Genomic DNA, 23,868 nt, shown 5'->3' with positions numbered 1-23,868 from the left:
CGTCGCCGCCACGCCGGTGGGCGCCGGAGGGCGGCCGGTCAGGACGGGTCGGTGTGCGGTACGACGGTCCGCCGGGCGAGCGCCCAGTAGACGAGCCCCGAGACGACGGAGCCGAGCAGGGTCAGGTCGGCGCCGCCCAGCGGGGCGACCAGCGGGCCGGTCCACAGCTCGGAGTCGCAGGTGAGCGCGGCGAAGACCATGCCGACGAGCAGCGCGGTCATCCCGGCGGGGTGGTAGCCGGACCTGTACCAGTAGGCACCGCCCGGTCCGGCGTGCAGCGCCGGTGCGTCGTAGCGGCAGCGGCGCATCAGCATGTCCGCGAGGAACACACCGCCCCAGGGCGCGAACACGATGATGAGCAGGGAGAGGAAGGACAGGAGGGAGCTGGTGAAGTCGGTGAGGAAGAGCGCGCACAGGGCGCCGCCGGCGGTGACGGCCGCGCTGATGACGATGGCCTTGGAGCGGCTCCAGGGGACGCCGAGCACCTGGAGGTTCAGGCTCGACGAGTAGAGCGTGACGATCGAGTTGGTGACCGAGCCGCCGAGCACGAGGGCGAGGAAGAGCGGCTGGAACCATCCCGGCAGCAGCTTCTCCGTGCCCGCCACGGCGTCGGTCATGTCCGTCTGCGTGGCGGCGGCCACCCCGGCCACGCCCAGGGCCACCGAGGAGACGAAGCCGCCGAGGGCCCCGTACCAGGTGAGCGAGCGCATCGAGGTCGTCCTCGGAAGGTAGCGCGTGTAGTCGGCGGGCATCGGGACGTACGAGAACGGCCCGGCCAGCATCACGACGAAGGCCAGGCTCCACCCGGACGCGCCGGGATGGGCCGCCGCCCCGCCCGTGTCGGCGCCCGGCAGCAGGAACACGAGGAGCACGGCGAACCCGACGGCGAGGACGTACGAGATCCATCGTTCGGCGAACTGGACGGTGGCGTGGCCCCAGAGGGCGACGACGAAGGTCAGCGCGAGGGTGATGAGCAGGGCGAGGGCCCGCCCGGTACGGCCGGAGGCCCAGCCGAGATCGGTGAGGAACGCTTCGAGGGCCAGCGTGCCGACGACGGTGTTGAGGATCGTGTAGCCGATGCTGACCACCCAGTTGAGCATCCCGGCGGGCCAGTTGCCGCGTGCGCCGAAGGGGGCCCGGGAGATCACCAGGGTGGCGGTGCCGGTGCGTACGCCGCTCAGTCCGGCGGCGCTGATGGCGAAGAAGGCCAGTCCGCCGAGGACGACGACTCCGGTCGCCTGCCAGAACGACAGCCCGAAGGCGACGGCCAGGGCGCCGTTGATGACATAGGTGAAGGTGAGGTTGGAGCCGAACCAGAGCCAGAACAGATCCTTCGCGCTGCCGTGGCGGTCCTCGTCGGGAATCGGGTCGATGCCGTGCGTCTCGACCTGGAAGACCTGGTCGGTGGCCATGGTCCCGCCGGGCGCCCTCGCGGTCGTCTCCTGCTGCGTCATGCGGCCTGCCCCTCATCCGTGCGTGCTCCGGGAGCCCGGAACAGCACTTTGAATGCCGTTCTAGAAGTTAGAACGGCATTCAAGATGTGTGTACGGGGGCCCGTCAAGACCTCCGCCGAAATCGCATGCTCTAGGGTCGTCACCGGGTTCATCGAAGTGGAGGGGTGGCGTGGCAGCGACGGCGCGACGGCGCGACGGGCACCTGGCCCGGGAACGCATGCTGGAGGAGGCGATGACGGCCATCGCCGAGGACGGCCTGGCCGCACTCACCATGTCGGCACTGGCCAAGCGGCTCGGCACCAGCGGCGGCCACATCCTCTACTACTTCGGCAGCAAGGACCGGCTGCTCCTGGAGGTGCTGGGCTGGAGCGAGAGCGCGCTCGCCGAGGAGCGCCGGGCACTGCTGGCCGGCCGGTGCGGTGCCGAACGCAAGCTCGCCCTGTTCCTGGAGCTGTACCTCCCCCGCGGGCCGCGCGATCCGCGCTGGACTCTGTGGATCGAGCTGTGGGCGCGCACGGCGTCGAACGAGCCGCTGCGACAGGCCCAGGCCGAGATCGACCGCGGCTGGCAGGAGGATCTCGAATCACTCCTGGCCACGGGCGTGCGACAGGGCCGCTTCGCCGCGGGCCTCGACACCGCGGAGCGCGCCTCCGAACTCCTCGCCCTGCTCGACGGGTTGAGCACACGTGTCGTCCTCGGCCAGCGCGGAGCGGACCGGGCGGGCGCGCTGCGCACGGCGCTGTCGGCGACCCGGCGGCTGATCGAACGGGACTGAACACCCCTGCCACGCCTGCCTGCCGTGGTCGTCACCGGCCGCCGGGGGCGATTCGTGCCCCGGCCCCTGGGATACGGTTGGTTCGCAACACGGCGTGGAGGGGACCACATTGACACGGGTTGCGATAGTCGGCGGCGGACCGGGTGGACTGGCCGCGGCACTGTTCCTGGGGCGCCGGGGGCATCGGGTGACCTTGTTCGAGCGGGACGGCCACCGGCCGGGAGCCGACATCGACGGAGACTTCTTCGGCTGGCACCGCCCCGGTGTGCCGCACGCGGTCCAGCCGCACGGACTCCTGGCCCCGGTCCGGACCGTGCTGCGCGCGGAGGCTCCGGACGTGTACCGCGCGATGCTGCGCATGGGGGCCCGCGAGCGCAACGAGCTCGACTGGTTCGCCGAGCGTCCGCCAGCCCGTCCGGGGGACGAGGACCTGGTCACCGTCCAGACCCGGCGCATCGTGCTGGAGGCCGCACTGCACGATGCGGTGCGCCGCGAGCCGGGTGTCGACGTGCGGCTCGGGGAACCCGTCGAGGGGCTTCTCGTCGACCGGCGCGGCGACCTGCCCCGGGCCACGGGGGTGCGGACCGCGTCAGGGACGTACGAGGCGGATCTGGTGCTCGACGCCGGCGGGCGCCGCTCCCCGGTGTCCGGCTGGCTCTCCGAGGCGGGCTGCCGGGACGCGGCCGCGGAGAACCACCTGGTGGGAATCGCGTACTTCTGCCGCTGGTACCGGCTGCGCGCCGACGGACCACGTGACCCCGGACGCGTCAAGGCCGGTTCGGTCTCGGCCTTCGCCGTCGGCGGGGTGTTCCCGTCGGACAACGGCGTCTTCGCGGCGTCCCTGACGGTCTCCACCGCCGACCCCACCCGCGCGGCCCTGCGGGACCCCGCCGTGTTCGAGAGGGCCGCCCGGACGTTCCCCGCCATCGCGGCCTGGCTGGCGCTGGATCCGGAGCCGGTCTCCGGGGTGCTCGCGATGGGGGGCCTGCACAATCGCTGGGCCGCGCCGGCCGATGCCGACGGACCCGTGGTCACCGGTCTCGTCGGCGTCGGGGACTCGGTGGCGTACACCAATCCCACGATGGGGCAGGGGGTGGCCATGGCCCTGTGGGCGGCGCAGTGGGTGGCCCAGCACGCCGACACGGCCCCGGACCCGGCCTCGTTCGCCGCCGAGTACCACCGCTGGCTCGCGCGAGCCCTGCGCCCGTGGTTCGACGCCCAGGTCGCCGCGGACCGGGCCAACGCGACCCAACTGGCCGACCCCGCACGGGCGTCGGCCGAACCTCCCACCGCGGCCGCTCGCGAGCGGGCCGCCCTCTTTGCCTGCGCGCACGACGACCCGATGGTCATGCGCGCACGGGCGAAGGCCCGCCATCTCGTCCTGACCGCCGATCGGGCGTACAGCACCGAAGAGGTGCGCGCCCGTCTGGCGCACTGGCTGGACGCACACCCGGACTTCACGCCCGCGTACGACGGCCCCGCACGCGCGGAGTGGGAATCGGCCCTGGAGCACGCGAGCGAATCGGCCCCGGAACGCACGAACAGCGCCGTCCGAACGCCGGAGTGACCGGAACACACCCCCGGCCGGTAACAAACCTTCGGATGACGACCCGAATACCTTTCGCACCGTTTTTACACTGTTCTCACCCGTACGGGTGGTGTATCACTGGGTGTGGCCATATTGTCGATGCAGGAACGACGGCTGGAAGAAGGGCGCCACGCCCGACGACTGCCCGGGGCGGCGTGGGCTCGACATGAGGCAGCCGAGGAGCCGACATGCAGAAGAGCAAGCTCAGGACAGCGGTCATGCTGTGCGCCACCGCGGCGCTCGCGGCGGCGATTCCCGTACCGGCGTCCGCCGCCGTATCCGCAGCCGCGTCCGTATCCGCATCCGCGGAGTCCCGCCCGTCGGCTCACGCGGTGGCCGTGGACTGCTTCTCACAGGCGCAGGTACGCCCCGGCGACTTCCTGCTGGCCTGCGGGGACGGCAACAACCGCCTCGTCGACATCCACTGGTCCCACTGGGGTCCGGCGTCGGCCATGGGCACGGCGCTCGACGCGGTGAACGACTGTCAGCCCTACTGCGCGGCGGGTACGTTCCACTCCTACCCCGTCATCGTGCGGCTGGACCACCCGGAGACCTGGCAGGCCCATCCGGAACAGCGTCAGTTCACCCAGCTCCACCTCGTCTACACCGACGGCACCCCGGCGCACACGGAGCGGGTCGTGACGCGCGAGCTCTGGGACTGACCTTCCCGGGCCCGGCCGCGCCGGGGCACCGGCCGCGAGGTGATGTGTATGAACATTCGCGACTGCACATCCAAAGTCGGCGGAAGACGGCGCCCCGGCTACGTGGCCGCGGCCCTGGTGTTCGCCATCGGGATGGCCGGGACCACGCTGCCCACCCCGTTGTACGGGCTCTACCAGAAGCAGATCGGGTTCTCCGAGCTGATGGTGACCGTGGTCTTCGCCGTCTACGCAGTCGCGGTCATCACGGTGCTGCTGGTCGCGGGAAACTACTCCGACGAGGTCGGCCGAAGACCCGTCCTCCTGTGCGCCCTGGCACTGTCGGCGGCAAGCGCGGCATGCTTCCTGCTCGAAGGCGGGCTGCCGCTGCTCTTCACGGGGCGGATGCTGTCCGGCTGCGCGGCCGGGCTGCTGAGCGGCGCGGCGACGGCGGCCGTCATCGAACTGGCGAGACCGGAGCACCGGGCACGCGCCGGGTTCGCCGCCACCGCGGCGAACATGGGAGGCCTGGGCTGCGGGCCACTGCTCTCCGGGATCCTCGCGCAGTACACGCCCTGGCCGCTGACGCTTCCGTTCTGGGTCCACCTGGGACTGGTGGCGGCGGCCTGCGGGATCACCTGGCTCCTGCCGGAGACCGTCGCCGAGCCGAAGCGCCTGCCACCCCTGAGGCCGCAGGGACTGTCCGTTCCACCCGAGGTGAAGACGGTCTTCCTCCCCGCCTCGCTGGCGGCCTTCGCGGGGTTCGCACTGCTCGGCCTGTTCACCGCCGTCGCACCGAGCTTCGCCGCGAAGACGCTGGGGGTGCACAACCTGGCCGTCGCGGGCGCCGTGGTCTTCTCGGTGTTCCTCGCCTCGACCGCCGGGCAGTCCCTGACTCGACGGATCGGCGCACGCCGCGCGCTCCCGGCCGGCTGCGGTGTCCTCGTCGCCGGTCTGCTGCTGGTGGCCTCGTCGCTGCTCGTCGAATCCCTGCCGCTGCTCGTCCTGGGCGCCCTGTGCGGCGGCACCGGCCAGGGCCTGGCCTTCCGCGCCGCGCTCACCCTGATCGGCGGCGCTGCCCCGGCTCAGCATCGCGGCGGCACCATCTCGGCGTTCTTCGTCGTCGCCTACGCCGGGATCTCCGTGCCGGTGGTCGGGGTCGGCGCCCTGGCCGTGCTGCTCGGGCTGCGCCCGGCCGGGCTGGTCTTCACGGGCTGCGTGGTGCTGCTGGCGGCGGGCGCGGGCGTGTACGCCGCGCGCAGGCTGCCCCAGGACCGGGATCCGCGACCGGACCCACCGGTGGCGTCCTCCCGGCTCTGAACACCTGACCGGAAGCCGCGCCGACGGCCCGTCCTTGTATAAGGTGCCGTTTCGACATCGGCGTTCTACGGGGGAGACGTAAGTGATGAGTGGTCAGCAGCCGGACCCGGGACGGGCCTTCCAGGTCTTCCAGCCGCTCGGCGGAGACGACCCGACCACCATCGCCGGATACCGGCTCGCCGCCAAGCTCGGCGCGGGCGGTATGGGCAAGGTGTACCTGTCGTACACACCCGGCGGGCGGCCCGTGGCCATCAAGGTGATCCGGCCCGAGTTCGGCGAGGACGCCGAATTCCGCCGCCGGTTCGCCCAGGAGGTGAAGTCCGCGCAGCGCGTGCAGGGCCTGTTCACGGCGCCGGTCATCGACGCCGCCACCGACGCCGCGCAGCCGTGGCTGGCCACCGCGTACGTGCCGGGCCCCTCGCTCTCCGACGCGGTCGTCGCGCACGGGGCGCTGCCCGTCGAGACGGTGTTGCTGCTGATCGCCGGGATGGCCGAGGCGCTGCACGTCATCCACGGCGCGGGCATCGTCCACCGCGATCTGAAGCCGTCCAATGTGCTGCTCGCCTCGGACGGACCCCGTGTCATCGACTTCGGTATCGCCCACGCCGCGGACGCGACCTCGCTCACCGGCAGCGGCGTCACCATCGGCACCCCCTCGTTCATGGCGCCGGAGCAGGCCGCCGGGAGCAGGGTGACCCCGGCCACCGACGTCTTCGCGCTCGGCCAGGTGGCGGTGTACGCGGCGACGGGGGCCCCGGCGTTCGGCGAGGGCACCTCGCACGGTGTCCTGTACCGGATCGTCCACGAGGAGCCGGACCTCACCGGCGTCCCGCAGCGGCTGTTGGAGCTGGTCAGCCGCTGCCTCGCCAAGGATCCCGCCGCCAGGCCGTCGATCGCCGAGGTCATCGCGCTCTGCCAGTCCGCGAACGCGGGGACCGTGCTGCGCCGCCCCGAGGACTGGCTGCCGGCCCCGGTCACCGCCGACATCACGGTACGCGCGGCGGCCCCGGCGCCGGTCCAGACGCCGCCGCCCCCCGCGTCCGCCCCGCCCTCGGGCTACTCGCCCACCGCACCGGTCGCACCGGCCACCCCTCCCCCGGGCTTCGGCCCGCATGCGGCGTACCAGCCCACCCAGCCCGCTCAGCCCTCCCAGCTCCCGCCCACGCCTCAGCCCCCGTACCCGACGCCCCATCCGCCCCAGGCACACGCCCAGGCCTACGCCCCGACCCAGATGCCGGCCCATGCGCCGACGTACCCCGGTCAGCCCGTGCCCCAGGCTCCCGGGCGGCCCGAGGGCTCCGGCAAGCGGCGTGTGGTCCTCGCCCTCGCCGCCGCGCTGGTCTTCGGTGTGGTGGGCGGCGGGACTCTCTACGTGCTGCTCAAGGACAACGGCCAGGAGAAGCGGGCGGACAGCTCCTCGCACGGCAAGCAGACGGACGACCCGGCCAAGGACGGGAACGACGGGAACAAGGAGGCGGACGCCAAGCCGAGCGCCAAGCCCCGGCCGAAGCCCGTCGAGTACAAGGGCATCAATCTGACGGCCGGCTACCACCTGACGCTCGGGGACGACCACGTCCGGCCCCAGCAGGGCGAGGACGGCGGGTACGAACTCTCCTACGACACCGGTGGATATCTCGACGCGGAGTCCACGGGCGGCAGCCTGGTGCTGCTCGATCCGGGGCAGGAGGGGTCGCTGGAGGCCTGCCGCGCGGACACCCGGTTCACCGAGACCATCTACCTGAACACGGTCTCGAAGGGGCGGCAGATCTGTGTCACGACGGGGACGGGGCACATGGGCCTCGTGACGGTCCAGGGGCTCTCGGGCGAGGAGTCCCCCAGCACGTACATGACACTCGATCTCACCGTCTGGCGCAACGCGGCCGGTTCCGGCTCCGGAGGCTGAGTCCCCGTCTCCCGGTGGCAGCCCCGGCCGGGTCTGGTCACCATGGACACATGTCGCTCGGCCAGGGAGATCTCATGTCCATCGCGGTACTCGGCGCGACCGGTGGGCAGGGTGGCGCGGTGGTTGCCGCCCTGCTGGAAGCGGGACGTCCGGTGCGGGCGGTGGTGCGCGATCCCGGCGGCGGGCGCGCCCGGTCGCTGGCGGCTGCGGGGGCGGAGGTCGTGCCGGGGGATCTGTTCGACGCGGCCTCGCTCGCCGACGCGTTCCGGGGCGCGGCGGCCGCGTTCGCCGTCACCACCCCGTTCCAGGACGGCCTGGACGCCGAGGTCGCCCAGGGCGCGGCGATCGTACGGGCGGCCGCGGACGCCGCCCTGCCCCATCTGGTGATGGCCTCGGTCGCCAGTGCGGACCGTGACACCGGTGTCCCGCACTTCGAGACCAAGGCCAGGACCGAGGAACTGCTGGCCGCCTCGGGGCTGCCGGCGACGGTGGTGGCGCCGACCTACTTCTACGACAACGCCCTGGGCGGTCTGGACGAGGTGGCCGCCGGCCTCCTCACCATGCCGGTTCCCGGCGACACCCCTGTTCAGCAGGTGGCGCGGCAGGATCTGGGCCGTGTCGTGGCCGCGGTCGTCACCGACCCGGACCGCTGGATCGGGCAGCGGGTCGAGGTGGCGGGCGACGATCCCACGCCACTACGGATGGCTGCGGAGATCGGACGGGCCGCGGGCGGCACGGTCGAGTTCCGTCAGTCGTCGCTGGAGGACCTGCGCACCCGCAACCCCGATATGTTCGCCATGTACAACTTCTTCGTGAACACCGGTTACCAGGTGGACCTGGCGGCGCTGCGGACGCAGTTCCCCACCGTTCCCTGGACGCCCTACGCCGCGTGGGCGGACGCCCAGGACTGGCCGAAGCCCGCCTGACGCCCGCCCACGCGAACGGTCTCCTACCAGGTGACGGCGATCCGCCGCGGACTGCGGGAGGTGGTGCCCAGATGCCACTCGACCGCGTCGGCGGGCTCTGCCAGGCGCAGTCCGGGGAAGCGCGCGGCGAGCCGGTGCAGGGCGAGCTGGAGCTCCAGCCGGGCCAGCCAGGCGCCCAGGCAGTAATGCGCGCCCGCGCCGAACGACAGGGTCGGCGCCGCCAGGGGTGCGAAGAGGTCCTCGAACGGCCGGGACGGAAACACCTCGGGGTCGCGGTTGGCGGTGCCGCATTCGGCGAGTACCACCGCACCCGCCGGGATCACCACGCCGCCGACCTCCGTGTCGACGGCGACGTGGCGCGCGGTCCCCCGGTCGTCGCCGAGCGGAATCAGATGGAGCAGGCGCTCCGCGAGCGCCCCGGCGGCCTCTTCGTCCGTCCCGAGACGGGGCCAGACCTCCGGCCGTTCGCCCAGCAGATAGAGCAGCGAGTTACCGAGCATCGTCATGGTGCTGTCATGGCCACCCACCACCAATCCGCAGACCAGGTCGATGAGTTGGCTCTCCGGGACACCCCCCTCCTCGTCGGCCGCCGTGACCAGCACACTGGTCAGGTCGTCGCCCGGTGCCCGCCTCCGCTCTGCCAGCAGCTCCGCTCCGAACGCGGCGAACTCCGCCAGCGCGGACGCCATTTCCTCCTCGGGATGCGAACCGTCGGAGAAGGCGTACTGACTCCAGTGGCGCAGCCGCTCCCGGGCTTCGGCATCGAGGCCCATCAGCCTGCTGACCACCGCGACCGGCAACGGCAGTGTGAAGCCGGCCACCAGATCCGCCGGGCGTGCGCTGCCCGCGAATTCGTCCAGGCACTGTTCGACGATCGTCGCGATCCACGGCCGCCATCGGGCGACGGCCCTCGGTGTGAAGGCACGCCGCATGGTGCGGCGCAGACGCAGATGGTCCTCGCCGTCCTGGTTGAAGATCAGGTCGAGGCTGCTCACCAGGCCGGATTCGCCCGACAGCGACGGGGCGTCGGCCGTGTGGAGCCCCGCGCGTCCGAATCGGCTGTCGGTGAGGACCTTGCGGACATCGGCGTAGCGGCTCACCATCCAGGCCCGTGTCCCATCGGGGAGATCGATGAGCCGGGGCGGTCCGGCGGGGCCGAACGACAGACGGTGCAGCGGGGGCATGGACGGGCCGGGGCGGACGTGGGCGTCGGCGGGGCAGGACACAGGACCTCCTGGCTTGCACGGATACGGTGAACCGCTGGACGGGGCTGACGGGGGACGCGGTGGTGCGGGGCCGGGATCAGAGTTCGACCAGGACCTTGCCCCGGCTTCCGTCGGTGCCCTGGTAGAGACTGCGGTAGGCGTCGGGGATGTTCTCGAAGCCGTGGTGAAGGGTGTGTCCGCAGCGCACCTCACCCCGCCGGATCAGGCCGCCGAGCTCGTCGTGGAGTGCGCGCCAGTTCTCCTCGGTGAACCACTCCAGCGAGAAGATGCCCCGCACATGTGCGCGCGGGAACATGATCTGCGGCAGCAGCCTCGGACCCGTGACGTCGCGGCCCACCTGGGTGGCCCACTGCCAGCACACGGCCACTTGGCTGTCGACGTTGAGCATGGAGAACACGGCGTCGGTGACGGTGCCGCCCAGATTGTCGAAGTACTTGTCGACGCCGTCCGGTGCGGCCCACAGGAGCGCGTCCCGGACGGCCTCGTGGTTGTCCCCGTGGCGGTAGACGATGACCGCGTCGAATCCCAGCTCGTCGAGGTAGTCCGCCTTCTCCGTCGTCGACGTGGTGCCCACCACGCGGGCCCCTGCGAGCTTGGCCATCTGGCCGACCAGCGAGCCGACCGAGCCGGAGGCGCCGCTGATCACCACGGTGTCCCCCGGGCGGACCGACATGAACTTCGTCAGGGTGCCCCAGGCGGTCATGCCGGGGCCGCCCATGGCGCTGAGCGCGGTGGGGAGCGGCAGCGCGTCGTCGTACCAGCGGGGATCGAGGCGGCGGAAGGCCGGGAAGACCATCGGGAACGTCCCGGTCCACCACGGGGTGGCCGCGCCGTTGCTGACGAGATGGGTGCGCCAGCCGCCGAAGCCCTGGAGCAGATCACCGGGCCGGTGGGCCGCGCGCGGACCCGCCTCCAGCACTTCCATGATCGAGTCGGCCCCCATGTGCCCACCGAGCGGGGTGTCCAGCGCGATGCCCTGGAGGTAGGGGTCCACCGATACGTACCGCGTCCTCAGGAGCATCTCGTCCGGGGCCAGTTCGGTGTCGAGATCCTCCTCGACCTGTCCGTAGACCCGCTCGACGTCGGGGACGCCTTCGATGTGCTCGCGCACCACCCACTTCCTGGCCCTCATACTGTTCCCTTCCTCTCGACGAGGGCCGGACGGCCCTCCGCGACGGGACGTGGCGCCGATGACACCGGCCGGGGCCCCACCTCGATGACCCGGTGAGTGGGAGGCGGACCGCTCTCGTCCACGGACGCGGTGAAGGGGCGGCCGTCGTCGCGGCAGATGAACTGCATGACGTGCCGGCCCGCCGCCGCCGCGCGGATCAGGCCGCCCGTGGTGGCCCAGACCCCGGACTGGTAGAAGTTGCGCAGTCCGGGCAGACCGGGGCCGTGTTTCTTGATGAGCTTCTCCAGCGTCTCCCCGCTCTCCACGAAGGGCTGCCAGCCGAGCACCGTGCCGTCGTAGTTGCCCGTGTAGCGGACCTGGGTGAGCGGGCTGGACACATCGCGGACGGCGATCGCGTCCGCGATGCCGGGGTGCTGCCGCTCCAGGAAGGCGACGAGGGTCTCGCGGGCCCGGCGCTTGGCCGCGTAGTACCCGCGGCCGTGGCGTACCGGAAGGGTGTGCAGTTCCTGCCCGCCGCGAGTCCGGGTCGCCTGTTCCGGGCCTTCGTCCAGGGCGCGCCAGGGGGCGATGTCGCAGAAGTAGGTGACGTACGCGACGCTCGTCCCTGGCGGGGAGAGCTCGGGGTAGTGCCTGTTGCGGAACTGGACGTTGATGCTGGGGTGCCGCATGCCGGTCAGCCCGGCCGCTTCCTTCTCGTCGAGCAGATAGGTGGTGCAGGGGTCGGCGTCGGGGAATTCGCGGCGCAGGCCGAGGAAGAGGGTGAAGTACCCGGGGAAGACCATGCCGGGCGCTTCGATGGTCCGGGTGTAGAGGCGGTGGTACTCCTCGTTGAGGTAGCGGCCCTTCAGCAGGTCCATCGTCGTGGTGCGTCCGTCGCACGCCGAGACGACGATGTCGGCGCGCAGTTCACGCCCGTCGCTGAGCCGGACCCCGACCGCGCGGTCGTCCTCGACCAGGATCTCCTCGGCCTTGGCGTTGTAGGTGATCTCGCCGCCGAGCGAGCGGTAGCGCCGCTCGATCGACTCGGCCAGCCCGAGGGATCCTCCCTCGGGGACGCCCGCGGAGAGGTTGGCGTGCGAGGCGAGCTGGAAGTGGAACGGCAGTACGGGGAAGGCCGGGTGCTTCTCGTAGAGGATGAAGTTGAACGCCTCGCGCAGCAGGGGGTCCTTGAACCGCGCCGAGTAGTCGGTCATGAGTACACCGATGGATTTGCGTACGACGTTGAAGTAGGGGACGAAGGAGGCCAGCATGCGCCAGCGCTCCATCGCCGGCATCAGCCCGACCGGTCTGAGGAACGGATAGACGGCGAGGCATTTACGGAAGGCGCGCAGTTGCCCGCAGAAGTTCTTGATCAGAGCGGAGTCGGCGGGCGAGAGCTCCATGAGGTGGGCCTGGAGCCGGTCGGGGTCGGAGTAGAAGTAGACCGACCGGCCACAGGTGCCGCGTACCACGTTGAACACATCGAAGTGCCGCACCTCCTTGCCCTGGAGCGCACCCAGCTCCAGCCAGATCTGGTGCATCTCGTTCCCGGGGCCGCTGCCCAGGAGCCAGCTGACGCAGGGGTCCAGCCTGAAGTCGCCGCGGTCCCAGGCCGTGCAGCAGCCGCCGGGCAGTTCGTGCATCTCCAGGACATGGGTCCGGTAGCCGTTCATCCGGGCGTAGCAACCGGTGGAAAGCCCACCCAGCCCTGCGCCGATGATGATCATCGACTGTCTTCCGGAACGCGCCATGGACCTGTTCTCCTCGGTGTTCATGTGCGGATGTCACCACGCATGGACCATTTGTCGAGCTGGGGCAGTCGGCCCAGCTTCCCGGGGTGCCAGGGCTCGGTGCCCCGGCTCTCCGACGCCGTGAACCCGCGTCCCAGCTCGTCGCAGAGGTACTGGACGACGAAGCGCCCGGTGGACGCGGCGCGGATCAGTCCGCCCATGCCGACCCACTGCCCGGCCATCGAGAAACCGCTCAGGCCGGGCAGACGCATGCGGTCCTTGCCGACCAGCTTGGCCGCGATGTCGTCGGCCTCGGAGAACGCCTTCCAGGCCAGGATGGATCCGTCGTGGTTGCCGGTGTAGCGCCGGGTCGTCGCCGGGGACGCGACGTCGACGAGCTCGATGCGCTCGCCCACCCCGGGCATCCGGCGTTCCAGGAACTCCCTGACGAATGCGGCCACTTGGCCCTTCTTCGCTCGGTAGTCCTTGCGGTCGGCGGCGCGCAGCGCCTTCCAGTACGCGAAGTCGCTGAAGTAGGTGCAGTGGATGACGGACCTGCCGGGTGGGGCGAATCCGTCCGAGTAGTCGGAGCGCAGCTGGACCACCACACTGCTCTGGAGCGCGCCGGGCAGTTGCGCGGCGTCCTCGGGCGGGAGCAGATAGGTGGTGCTGTGGGCCCGGTCGGGGCCCAGATCGCCCCGGATCCCGACGAAGGCGGAGACCACCGCGGGGAAGAGGGCGCCGGGACGGTGCAGCAGCTCGTCGTACAGCTTGTCGATCCGGGGGCCGGTGAACCGGCCCTGCAGGAGGCCGTGAATCGTGGTGTGGCCGTCGCAGGCGGAGACCACGTGGTCGGCGTAGTACCGCTTGCCGTCCCGCAGCTCGATCCCGACGGCGCGCCCGTCCTCGACCAGGATCCGTTCGACGCGTGCCCGGTAGCTGATCCGGCCGCCCAGCGAGGTGTAGCGTTCCTCGATCGACCGGGCCAGGCCCAGCGAACCTCCTTGGGGGAAACCGGCGTTGAGGTGATGGGCGCCGGCCATGTTGAACAGGTACGGCAGGAGCGGGAAGCCCTCCGGGTCCTGGAAGAAGATGTTGCGGAACGCCCGGCGGAGCAACGGGTCCTGGAACCGGTCGGCGAATTCGTGCATCGGCGTCGAAGCCGTGCGCCAGAACAGCCGGAACGCGGGCAGGACGGTGCGCAGCAGGGCCGCTCTCTCCCGTACCGTCCGCAGGGCGGGGGCGGTCAGGAAGGGGTACAGCTCGATGTCGACGAACCGGCGCAGGTCCCGGCAGAAGGTCCGGATCAGCCGGGCGTCGGCGGGCGAGACGTCGAGCAGGTGGCGTTCCAGCCGGTCCGGGTCGTTGTAGAAGGTCACGGAGCGGCCGGTCTCGTCGACGACCCTGTTGAACATCTCGAAGTTGGTGATGGTCTTGCCGTCGAGCGCCCCCAGCTCGCGCCACACCTGATGGGCCTCGTTGCCCTCGGCCGTACCGATCAGCCACTCGATGCAGTAGTCGAAGATGTAGCCGTCGCGCGACCAGGCCGTGCAGCAGCCGCCGGGCAGTACATGCTTCTCGAAGATGCGCGAACGCATCCCGTTCATCTGTGCGTAGCACCCGGTGGACATTCCCGCGACGCCTGCGCCGATCACGATGACCCGGGGCCCGCCGTCCCCCGCACCGTCACGGGAACTCCACTCGTCCTCCGGTTCACCGGACATCGGCGCCGCCCTCCTGGAGGATGCCGCGCACCAGGTCGGCGTTGCGGGCCGCGTGCTTGGGGTCGAGCATGTCGGCGTGGATCCCGGAGCCGCGGAGCACGGCCGTGGCGGCGGTCGAGCTGCCGTGCCAGGTACCGCGGGCGTCCGCGGCGTACAGCGCCGTCTTGTCCTCGTCGGTGACCACGCTGACGGTCGCGGACACCGTTCCGAGGTTCGGTGTGCGGCCGCAGAAGGCCAGGTACTCCGCGGCGTGGTCCAGGGTCTCGCGGGCGACGGCATCGGATCCGGTGTGCTTGCGCAGGTGCTCGGCCAGTTCCGCCTCGAAGAACTCGATGTGTTCGGGGCCGGGCACATACGGTTCGAGGATGCGGTGCGAGTCCAGCACGATCACATGGGCGACGTCGCGTCCCCGGCCTTCGAGTTCCTTGGCCACCTCGAAGGCGAGGTTGCCGCCGAGCGAGTAGCCGAGCAGCAGGCACCTGCCGTCGGGCCGGTGGGACTCGACGAGGTCGGCGTAGCGGGCCACCTTGTCCGCGCCGGGTACGTAGTTGAACGCGATCAGCCGGTACTCGGGCAGGGTGGCGGCGAACTCCCGGTAGACGAGTCCGTGCCCGCCGGCGGGCGGGAAGCAGAACATGGTCGGCTCCCGGTCGCTGTTGAAGCTGAGGCAGGGCAGGTCGTCGGAGACCGATCCGGTGGCGAGGCGCTCCAGCGTGGCGGCCATCCCGTGCAGGGTCGTCACCCGGTACAGCAGGCTGACGGGGATGCCGACGCCGTACTCCTTGCGCAGCCGGTGGATCAGCTCGATCAGCTTGATGGAGCTGCCGCCGACCTCGAAGAACTCGTGCGTGAGGCCGACCCGTTCCAGGCCGAGCAGCTCCTTCCAGTGCAGGGCCATGCTTACTTCGAACGGTGTGCTGGGCTTCTCCTCGGGCTCGTCGTCCGCGTCGAACCGGGGCACCGGCAGGGCGGCGGGGTCGACCTTGCCGTTGGCGGTCAGGGGCAGTTCCGGCACGGTGACGAAGTGCGCCGGGACCATGTACCCGGGCAGCCGGTCCGCGAGGTGCCGGCGCAGCGCGCGCCGGTCCAGTACCGCTCCTTCGGCCGGTACGCAGTAGGCGCAGAGCACCTCCTCGCCCCGGGCGTCGGGGCGCACCGTGACGACGGCCCGGACCAGCTCGGGCCACTGGGCGAGGTGGGCCTCGATGTCGCCGAGCTCGATCCGGTGGCCCCGGAGCTTGATCTGGCTGTCGGCCCGGCCGAGCAGATGGACCCGGCCGTCCGCGTCCCAGCGCGCCGCGTCGCCGCTGCGGTAGAGGCGTACGGGAGCCGCGCCCGGCTCCCGGCTCAGGGTCCGGGTGACGAAGCGCCGGTCGGTCAGCTCGGGGTCGCCCGCGTAGCCGAGTGCGACGCCGTCGCCGCCGATCCACAGCTCGCCGGGCACACCGGGCGGCACCGGTTCACCGTGCCGGTCGAGCACATGGAGCGTGCTGTTGCTCAGGGGTCGCCCGATCGGCACCGTCCGTCCGGGTTCCAGGTCGTCGAGAGGTCCCTCGAAGCAGGCGCTGTCGATGGTCGCCTCCGTTACCCCGTAGGAGTTGATCAGACGGGTGCCCGGTCCGCACAGCTCGTGCAGCCTCCGGTACTCCCCCGCCTTCCACACATCGGATCCGACGACCAGCAGCCGCATGAAGTCCAGTCGCAGGCTCCGGCGTTCGCAGTGGTCCATGAGTCCGCGCACGACGGCGGGCACGAACTCCGCGCAGTCGACCCGCTCCTGACGCATCGTGGTGTACAGCCGCTCGGTGTCGAAGAGCAGATCGCGGTCGACCAGCACCAGGCTGCCGCCCGAGCACAGCGCGCGCACCACGTCTCCGGTGAACACGTCGAACGAGGGAGCGGCCATCTGGAGGTGCACCCGGACGTCGCGGTCTAGCCGGTATTCCTGGAGCCAGGCTCCGTAGGCCGAGGCCAGATTGCGGTGGCTGACCCGCACGGCCTTGGGGAGGCCGGTCGAGCCGGAGGTGTGGATGACGTACGCGGTCGAGTCCGGACCGGCCGGTTCGGCGGCGCCGGGGCCTGTTCCGCTCAGGTCGTCCGTCGCGGGCGCGGCCTCGCGCAGTTCCCGCAGGGTCAGCGTCCGCTCCGGCAGCCCGGCCAGCCGGTCGCGGCAGGCGTCGTCCTCGGCGACGACGAGGGTGGCGCCCGCGGTCCGTACGGTGTGGGCGACCCGGTCGGCCGGGTGGTCGGCCGGGATCGGCAGGTAGGCGCCGCCTGCCTTGAGGACCGCGAGCAGGGCGACGACGAGCTCTGGCGACTTCTCCAGGCAGAGCGCCACCACCGATCCGGCGCCGACCCCGAGCCCTCGCAGGTGCCGGGCCGACTCCTCGGACCGGCGGTCCAGTTCCGCGTACGTCAGCCGGCGGGCCGGCTCGTGGAGCGCCGGGACCGTGACGGCCACGGCGTCCGGGCAGCGGGCGGCCCGCTCGCTGATCAGCTCATGCACCGGACGGAACGCGTCCGCCTCGCCCGTTCCCGGGGGCAGGGCGGTGCGCCCGGCGCCGCTCCACTCGCCGATCAGCCGCTCGCGCTCCTGGGCGCCCAGCATCTCCAGCCGGGAGGTGGACCGCTCCGCCGGGGCCCGGGTCATGCTGTCGAGCAGTGCGGTGTAGTGCGATGCCATCCGCCGCATGGTCTCCGGCAGGAACAGGTCCGTGTTGTATTTCAGGACGCAGTGGAACCGGCGCTCCGCCTCGTCCTCGTACACCGACAGGGTCACGTCGAACTGCCCTTCCTCCTCGGGGAGCTCGATGTACTGGAGCCGGTAGCCGTACTTCTCGGTGGCGACCTTGTGGGTGAGCAGGATGAACATGGCCTGGAACACCGCGGAGCGGCTGGGGTCGTGCTGGAGTCCCAGCTTGTCGACCAGCAGGACGAACGGGTACTCCTGGTTGTCCAGGCCGCCCAGCACGGTGGTGCGGACCTGTTGCAGCAGCCGGGCGACCGAGGGGTCGCCGGACAGGTCCGCGTGCAACGGGAGCGGGTTGACGAAGTAGCCGTAGACGGAGGCGAATTCCTGCTCGGTCCGGCCGGTCACCGGGCTGCCCACGATGACCTGGTCCTGGCCCGAGTAGCGCTGGAGCAGCAGGTAGTAGGCGCTCAGCAGGACCATGAACGGGGTCACGTCGTGCTCACGGGCCAGAGCATGCACCCGGGTGGTGAGCCCGGTGTCCAGGACGAAGAACTCCGAGGCGCCGTTGTGCGTCTGCACCGCGGGGCGGGGCTTGTCGACGGGCAGTTCCAGGGTCGGGACCTCGACCGGCAGGTGCGAGCGCCAGTAGTCGAGCATGCGCGGTGCCGCGGGTCCGGCCAGGAAGCGGTTCTGCGCGTTGAGGAAGTCCAGATAGCGGGCGGTGACGGGCGGCAGCGAGGGGGCGTGGCCCTGGCGCAGCCCCTCGTACACCGCCAGCAGTTCCTCGATGAAGGTGAACGTCGAGATCGCGTCGGAGACGATGTGGTGCACCGCCTTCATGATCACCCAGCGGTCGTCGGCGCGCTTGAAGAGGCGGAAGCGGAACAGCGGGTCGTGTTCCAGGTCGTAGGGCTTGCGGTACTCGGCCACGATCGTGCGGTGGATGTCCTCCCACTCCTGGTCCCGCACGTCGAACAGCGCGACGTCGGCGACGGCCTCCGGCGACACCTGCTGCATCGGGACGCCGTCCACCGTGAGGAAGTTGGTCCGCAGCGCGGGGTGCCGTGCCACCAGGCAGCGGACGGCCTCGAACATGAGTTCCGGGTCGAGTGCGACCCGGACCTCGACCGCGCCGCCGATGTTGTACGCGTAGCCCTCGGGATTGAGCTGCCTGAGGAACCACAGGGCCTTCTGGTTCTGCGTCAGCGGGTGGCGGAGTTCGTCCTCGAACACCTCCACCGCGGCCGTGTCGGCGCCGCCGGCCTCATGGGCGACCAACTCCGCGAGAGCATCGTGGAGTTGTGTGATCAGCTCGGCCACGGGAGTGCCGCTCAGCAGCGCCACCACGGGAGGGGCGACGCCCAGCTCGGAGCTGATCCGGGCGCGCAGCTCCATCGCCAGGAGCGAGTCGAGTCCCAGCGCGTTGAGTCCCGCGTGTGGATCGATCCGGTCGGGGCCGGTCCGCAGCACGGAGGCGGTCAGCGTGATGAACCGCCCGGTCACCAGGGCCAGACGTTCGGCCGGGTCCGCGTGGCGGAAGGTGTCGAGGACGCCCTCCCCCGGCCCGGTGGCCGTCCCGGCCGGTGCCGCCGCGGCCAGCTCCGCCACCAGCGAGGGCGGCGAGGCGTACCAGGCCAGGAACACCGGCCAGTCGACGATCGTGGCGACGAGCAGCTGGGCGCGGTCCTGGCCGATGACGCGTTCCAGTACGGCCATGCCGACGTCCGGCGCGAGCGAGCTCATCCCCCGGTGGTGGAGGTAGTGGTCGACGAGTCCCAGCTCCTCGATCATGCCGGTGGCCCATGGGCCCCAGTCCACGCTCAGCCCCGGCAGTCCGAGTGTCCGGCGGTGCTGGGCCAGCGCGTCCAGGAACGCGTTCCCGGCGGCGTAGTTGGTCTGGCCGGCCGTGGTGAGCAGTGAGGCGATCGAGGCGAACAGGACGAAGTGGTCCAGCGGTTCGTCCCGGAGGTGGCGGTGCAGCAGGTACGCGCCGATGGCCTTGGGATCGTGGGCGTCCGCGAACGTCCGGCGGTCCATGTCCTCGACGAGGGTGTCGCGGACCTGTCCGGCGAGATGGAACACACCGCGCACCGGCAGCGGGTCGGTGCTCCGGTGCAGCTCCAGCCAGGAGGCGAGCGCGGCTTCGTCGGTGATGTCGAGCGGTGCCAGGACGACCCGTGCCCCGAGCGCCTCCAACTCCTTGACGAAAGCGGTGGCACGGCCCTCGGCGGTACCGGGGTCCAGGTCCCGCCAGGCGGAGCGCTCGGGCAGTGCGGTGCGTCCGATCAGGATCAGACTGCGCGCCCCGCGCCGGACGAGCGTGCGGCACAGCAGTCGGCCGAGCGCCCCGAAGGCGCCGGTGACCAGGTAGTTCGCATCGGTGCGCAGGCGCAGCGGAAGGGGGTGCGTCAGCTGCTCGGCCTGCCGGATCCGGCTGGTGAGGCGAGCCGCGCCACGCAGGGCGATCTCCTCCTCGTCATCGGTCAGCAGTTCGCGCAGCAGTGCGCGGGCCTCGTCCCGGAATCCTTCGCCGCTCTGCGGACCGGGGGCGAGGTCGATCAGCTTGCCGGGGTGGGAGAGCAGCTCCTGGTGCCTGAGCACCCGGCCGACTCCCCACGCGGGCGCTCCCAGCGGCTCGACGGCATCGCCGGGGCCGGTGTGCTGCGCGCCGCGGGTCACGATGTGCAGTCGGCCGGCCGCCTCGCGGCGGAGCAGGGTCCGGGCGAGCGCGACCAGCGAGTAGGCCCCGGTGCCGCTGTGCCGTACGAGGTCCTGGGGCGAGGCGTCGGCGCGGTGGGGCAGGTCGAGGTTCCACAGGTGCACGACGGTGCCGACAGGTCCCCCGGCGCCGTCCGCGCCGTCGCTGTCTTCGCTCAGCTCGGTGAGGAGCCGCTCCAGGTCCGTGTCGGACTCCGGATCGATCGTGAACTCGCCGCCTTCGCGGCTTCTTCGGTACGTGTCGCCGGGGCGCACCAGGTGGCAGCGCTCGCCGCGCTCGGCGAGCAGGGCGCTCAGGGCGTCGCCGACGCCCTGGCGGTCCGCGAACACCAGCCAGTCGCCGCCGGTGGGCACGGCACGGTCGGGACCGGCTCCGTCCTCCTCTTCGGCGGAGGGGCTGTCGATCCACATGGTCTCGGCCAGCCAGGAATCGATCGTGCCGAGGCCGACCGCCGTGGACGCCTTCTCCACGTCGGCCGCGCGGAAGCCGTGGATGCCGCCGAGGGGCTCGCCGCCGTCCGCGTAGACGGCCATGTCCCCGACGAGCTCGTCCGCGCCGTCGCGGGTCACCGTCGCGTGCACCCAGATCGGCCGGTCTCCCACCGGGGCGAGGCGCAGCTCGTCGATCGACAGTGGCAGCCGGATCCCGGAGCTCTGCCGTTCCGGTTCACCCGCGCCTTCGGCGTCTGCCTCCGTCTCGGGCAGTTGTGTCGCCAGCAGTGACTGGAAGCAGGCGTCGAGCAGTACGGGGTGGATGTGGTGTCCGGCCGCGTCGTCGCCGATCACCGAGGGTGGCCGGAGCCGGGCGAGGACCTCTCCGGAACCGATCCACACCTCTTCGATGGCCCGGAAAGCGGGCCCGTAGTGGTAGCCGAGGGCGGCGAGCGCCGCGTAGCAGTCCTCACCGCCCAGCCGTCGCCGGGTGCGCGCCCGGAGGGCTTCGGTGTCGGTGGGGGGCCCGGCCGGGCGTGGCTGCCCCGAGCGCACGACGCCGCTCGCGTGCACCGCACGGCTGCCCTCGTCCGGTCCGGCCGAGGCAATGGTGAACGCCGCGTTCTGCGAGGAGAGGGTCAGGCGCACCGCCCGGTCCTCGCCCTCGGGCAGGAACAGTGCCTTGCGGAATTCGATGTCCGTCAGCACCACATGGGTGCCGCCGGTCAGGGTGCGGACGGCCTGCGTGGCCATCTCCAGGTAGCCCGCGGCCGGGAAGACCACGGTGGACTGGATGCGGTGGTCGTCGAGGTAGGGCAGCCGCTCGGTGTCCAGTGTGGCGTGCCAGGTCGGCTCGGTGTCGTCGGTGCGGCGGCCCAGCAGCGGGTGGTCGAAGTGGCCGAGGCGGACCTGGGCGACGGGTGCGGGCTCCGTCCAGTGGCGGTCGCGCCGCCACGGGTAGCGGGGCAGAACCACCGGTCTGCCGGTCGGGTGCAGGGTGTCCCAGTCGATGGGGACGCCGAGGTTGTGCAGTTCCGCCAGCGAGGCGGCGAAGCGTTCGGGTTCGTTCTCCTGCCGGCGGATCGACGGGAGGGTCCGGGCGGGCGTCTCCCTGCCTTCGAGGCATTCGCGGATGGAGTGACCCAGCACCGGGTGCGGACCGATCTCCAGGAACAGCCCGTACCCGTCGTCGGCGAGCCGGTCGACGGCCGAGCGGAACCGGACCCTGTCACGGACGTTCTTCCACCAGTAGTCCGCGTCCAGTTCGCTGCCGTGCGCCGTGCCTTCCTGCCCGGTCAGGTAGAGGGGAACCGTGGCCGGCCGGGGGGCGAGACCCTCCAGCGAGGTCAGCAGTTCGTCCTTGATCGCCTCCATGCCCGCGCTGTGGTACGGGACCTGCACGGTGAGGAACTTGGCGAATACCTGCTCGGCGTGGAGACTCTCCGCCAGTTCGGCCAGGGCGTCCCGGTCCCCGGCCAGGGTGACCGCGGAGGGGCTGTTGACCGCGGCGACCGAGATCCGGTCCCCGAACGCGGACACCCGGGACTGCGCCTCCTCCTCGGTCAGGCTCACGGCGAGCATGGTGCCGGTGCCGGTCAGTTTCTGCTGGAGGCGGCTGCGGTTCACCACCACCTTCACCGCGTCCTCCAGGGTGTAGACCCCCGCTTCGTAGAAAGCGGCGACCTCCCCGGTGCTGTGGCCGACCACGGCGTCGGGTCGTACTCCGTACTGGCGCCACATCGCCGCGAGGCCCACCTGGACGGCGAAGTTGGCCGTTTGGGCGAGCCAGGTCTCGCCCATGCGTGATCCGGCTTCGTCGGCCCGCATCTCCTCGATCAGGGACCAGCCCGCGATCGCGCGGATGGCCCGGTCGCAGCGGGTGACCGCGTCCCGGAACACCTCGTCGCTCTCCAGCAGCTGGCGGCCCATCCCCCACCACTGCGGGCCCATGCCGGTGAAGACCCAGACCAGACCGCGTTGTCCGGGTTCGAGCTGTCTGCCGTGGACGACTCCGGGGTGCGGTTCGTCGCGCAGGAAGGCGGCGAGTGCCTCGTCCAGTCCGGCCCGTGAGGAGTACACGACGGAGAGCCGTGACTCCAGGTGCTGGCGGCGGTGGGCCAGTGTGTGGCCGAGGTCGGGCAGCGACACCCCGGGCCCGTCGACGCCGGCCAGCTCGCGGCGGATTCCGGCCGCCACCTCCGGCAGCGCTTCGGGGGTGCGGGCGGTCAACGGGAGGAGATTCCAGGCCCGTTCGGCGGGTGCGGCCGGTGGTGTCTGACTGGGCGGCGCCTGTTCCAGCACGATGTGCGCGTTGGTGCCGCCGAATCCGAACGAGTTGACCCCGGCCCGTGCGGGTCCCTCGTGGTCGGGCCATGCGGTGGGCTCCGTCGGGATCCGGTACGGGGCGGAGTCCTGGTCGATGGCGGCGTTGAGCTGCTCCAGGTTGATGTGGGGCGGGATGAGACGGTGCTTGAGGCAGAGCACGGTCTTGATCAGTCCGGCGATGCCCGCTGCCGCTTCGGTGTGCCCGATGTTCGTCTTGACGGAGCCCACGTAGCAGGCCGCGTCCGGTCGGCGGCCCACGGAGAGCGCCCGGCTCAGTGCGTTCGCCTCGATCGGGTCGCCGACGGGAGTGGAGGTGCCGTGCGCCTCCACGTACTGGAGGTCGCCGGGCGTGATGCCGGCTTCGCCGCAGACGCGTCGGATGAGGGAGACCTGGGCGTCCGCGTTGGGGACGGTGATGCCGTTGGTCCGGCCGTCCTGGTTCACCCCCGCGCCGAGGATCACGGCGTGGATGGGGTCGCCGTCGCGCAGGGCGTCGTCCAGCCGCTTGAGCGCGACCAGGCCGACGCCCTCGGCCCGTACGTAGCCGTTGGCCGAGGCGTCGAAGGCACGTGAACGGCCGTCGGGCGAGAGGAATCCGCCCTTCGTCTCGGCGATGGTGTACTGCGGCGCCATGTGCAGCAGTACACCGCCGGCCAGCGCGAGGTCCGTCTCCCGGTTCTGAAGGCTCTGGCAGGCGAGGTGTACCGCCACCAGGGAGGAACTGCACGCGGTGTCGATCGAGAGGCTCGGTCCGCGGAAGTCGAAGCAGTACGAGAGACGGTTCGAGACCATCGTCATCATGGTGCCGGTGGCGGTGTGCGCGGCGAGCGACGAGAAGCCCAGGTCGGAGAATTGGAGGATCTTGTAGTCCAGTGTGAACGCACCGACGAACACCGCGGTGTTGCTGCCGGCGAGCTCCGCGGGCCGCTGGCCGCCATCCTCCAGTGCCTCCCAGGCGACTTCGAGCAGTTTGCGCTGCTGCGGGTCCATGTGGTCGGCCTCGCGCGGGCTGATACCGAAGAAGGCGGGGTCGAACTCGTCGAATCCGTCGATGTATCCCCCGCGGCCGCCGATCAGACGTCCGGGTTTCTCCTTGTGTCTGCTGCCCAGGCTGCCGACGTCGTAGCGATCGGCCGGTGTCGGTGCGATGCAGTCCTTGCCCTCCATGAGATTCTTCCAGTACGTGCGATGGTCCGACGCACCGCCGGGCAGTCGGCACCCCATGCCGATGATCGCTACTTTGTCGCTCACAGAGGCACTGTTCACGTCGGGCAAGGCTGTACTCCTAGATCGTGGCGCCGCGGCA

12 protein-coding genes are annotated in these 23,868 nt (G+C 71.3%); 6 read left to right on the top strand and 6 right to left on the bottom strand.

The window, feature by feature from the left end; translation table 11 throughout:
* Nucleotides 1-38: 38 nt before the first annotated feature.
* Entirely contained in the window at nt 39-1,454 is a 1,416-nt protein-coding gene (locus GA0115234_RS27730; RefSeq protein WP_093547164.1) for a purine-cytosine permease family protein, read from the bottom strand.
* Between the two features lie 169 nt (nt 1,455-1,623).
* On the opposite strand from GA0115234_RS27730, the gene GA0115234_RS27725 reads away from it, so the two are divergent.
* The 6 genes from GA0115234_RS27725 (at nt 1,624) to GA0115234_RS27700 (ending at nt 8,604) form a co-directional block, all read left to right on the top strand.
* Nucleotides 1,624-2,229, top strand: a complete 606-nt coding sequence (locus GA0115234_RS27725; RefSeq protein WP_093547162.1) for a TetR/AcrR family transcriptional regulator — start codon at nt 1,624-1,626, stop codon at nt 2,227-2,229.
* Nucleotides 2,230-2,338: 109 nt separating this feature from the next.
* A complete protein-coding gene (locus tag GA0115234_RS27720) occupies nt 2,339-3,796 on the top strand; it encodes an NAD(P)/FAD-dependent oxidoreductase (RefSeq protein ID WP_093547160.1) in 1,458 nt (485 codons plus the stop codon).
* Between the two features lie 209 nt (nt 3,797-4,005).
* Nucleotides 4,006-4,479 carry a hypothetical protein gene (locus GA0115234_RS27715; protein WP_176729292.1) on the top strand — a complete coding sequence of 158 codons (474 nt, stop codon included), beginning with the start codon at nt 4,006-4,008 and terminating at the stop codon, nt 4,477-4,479.
* 48 nt (nt 4,480-4,527) lie between these two features.
* A complete protein-coding gene (locus GA0115234_RS27710) occupies nt 4,528-5,775 on the top strand; it encodes an MFS transporter (protein ID WP_093547158.1) in 1,248 nt (415 codons plus the stop codon).
* An 85-nt stretch (nt 5,776-5,860) separates the two neighbouring features.
* Nucleotides 5,861-7,678: a serine/threonine-protein kinase gene (locus tag GA0115234_RS27705; protein WP_093547156.1), complete on the top strand. Its 1,818-nt coding sequence runs from the start codon at nt 5,861-5,863 to the stop codon at nt 7,676-7,678.
* Between the two features lie 74 nt (nt 7,679-7,752).
* A complete protein-coding gene (locus GA0115234_RS27700; protein WP_093547196.1) occupies nt 7,753-8,604 on the top strand; it encodes an NmrA family NAD(P)-binding protein in 852 nt (283 codons plus the stop codon).
* 23 nt (nt 8,605-8,627) lie between these two features.
* Here the strand turns inward: GA0115234_RS27700 and GA0115234_RS27695 are convergent, their stop codons facing one another.
* From GA0115234_RS27695 to GA0115234_RS27675, 5 genes are all read right to left on the bottom strand, one after another.
* Entirely contained in the window at nt 8,628-9,788 is a 1,161-nt protein-coding gene (locus GA0115234_RS27695) for a cytochrome P450 (protein ID WP_093547194.1), read from the bottom strand.
* A gap of 118 nt (nt 9,789-9,906) precedes the next feature.
* Nucleotides 9,907-10,962: an MDR family NADP-dependent oxidoreductase gene (locus tag GA0115234_RS27690; RefSeq protein WP_093547154.1), complete on the bottom strand. Its 1,056-nt coding sequence runs from the start codon at nt 10,960-10,962 to the stop codon at nt 9,907-9,909.
* Entirely contained in the window at nt 10,959-12,692 is a 1,734-nt protein-coding gene (locus GA0115234_RS27685) for a phytoene desaturase family protein (protein WP_237541797.1), read from the bottom strand. The genes GA0115234_RS27690 and GA0115234_RS27685 overlap by 4 nt, the downstream gene beginning before the upstream one ends.
* Nucleotides 12,693-12,712: 20 nt before the next feature.
* Nucleotides 12,713-14,395 (bottom strand): phytoene desaturase family protein, encoded by a 1,683-nt coding sequence (locus tag GA0115234_RS27680; protein ID WP_093547150.1) that lies wholly within the window; start codon nt 14,393-14,395, stop codon nt 12,713-12,715.
* Nucleotides 14,385-23,837, bottom strand: coding sequence for a non-ribosomal peptide synthetase/type I polyketide synthase (locus GA0115234_RS27675; protein ID WP_093547148.1), 9,453 nt, complete (start codon nt 23,835-23,837; stop codon nt 14,385-14,387). The genes GA0115234_RS27680 and GA0115234_RS27675 overlap by 11 nt, the downstream gene beginning before the upstream one ends.
* Nucleotides 23,838-23,868 lie beyond the last annotated feature (31 nt).

Source organism: Streptomyces sp. DvalAA-43, assembly GCF_900091725.1.
GTDB classification, from domain to species: domain Bacteria; phylum Actinomycetota; class Actinomycetes; order Streptomycetales; family Streptomycetaceae; genus Streptomyces; species Streptomyces pulveraceus.
This window is presented reverse-complemented; position numbering and strand designations above follow the sequence as displayed.

Bases quoted from the DNA above. Each gene is read 5' to 3' on its own strand.
- GA0115234_RS27730 (WP_093547164.1), bottom strand. From the start codon at position 1,454: ATGACGCAGCAGGAGACGACCGCGAGGGCGCCCGGCGGGACCATGGCC.
- GA0115234_RS27715 (WP_176729292.1), top strand. From the start codon at position 4,006: ATGCAGAAGAGCAAGCTCAGGACAGCGGTCATGCTGTGCGCCACCGCG.
- GA0115234_RS27710 (WP_093547158.1), top strand. From the start codon at position 4,528: ATGAACATTCGCGACTGCACATCCAAAGTCGGCGGAAGACGGCGCCCC.
- GA0115234_RS27705 (WP_093547156.1), top strand. From the start codon at position 5,861: ATGAGTGGTCAGCAGCCGGACCCGGGACGGGCCTTCCAGGTCTTCCAG.
- GA0115234_RS27700 (WP_093547196.1), top strand. From the start codon at position 7,753: ATGTCCATCGCGGTACTCGGCGCGACCGGTGGGCAGGGTGGCGCGGTG.
- GA0115234_RS27695 (WP_093547194.1), bottom strand. From the start codon at position 9,788: ATGCCCCCGCTGCACCGTCTGTCGTTCGGCCCCGCCGGACCGCCCCGG.
- GA0115234_RS27690 (WP_093547154.1), bottom strand. From the start codon at position 10,962: ATGAGGGCCAGGAAGTGGGTGGTGCGCGAGCACATCGAAGGCGTCCCC.
- GA0115234_RS27685 (WP_237541797.1), bottom strand. From the start codon at position 12,692: ATGGCGCGTTCCGGAAGACAGTCGATGATCATCATCGGCGCAGGGCTG.
- GA0115234_RS27680 (WP_093547150.1), bottom strand. From the start codon at position 14,395: ATGTCCGGTGAACCGGAGGACGAGTGGAGTTCCCGTGACGGTGCGGGG.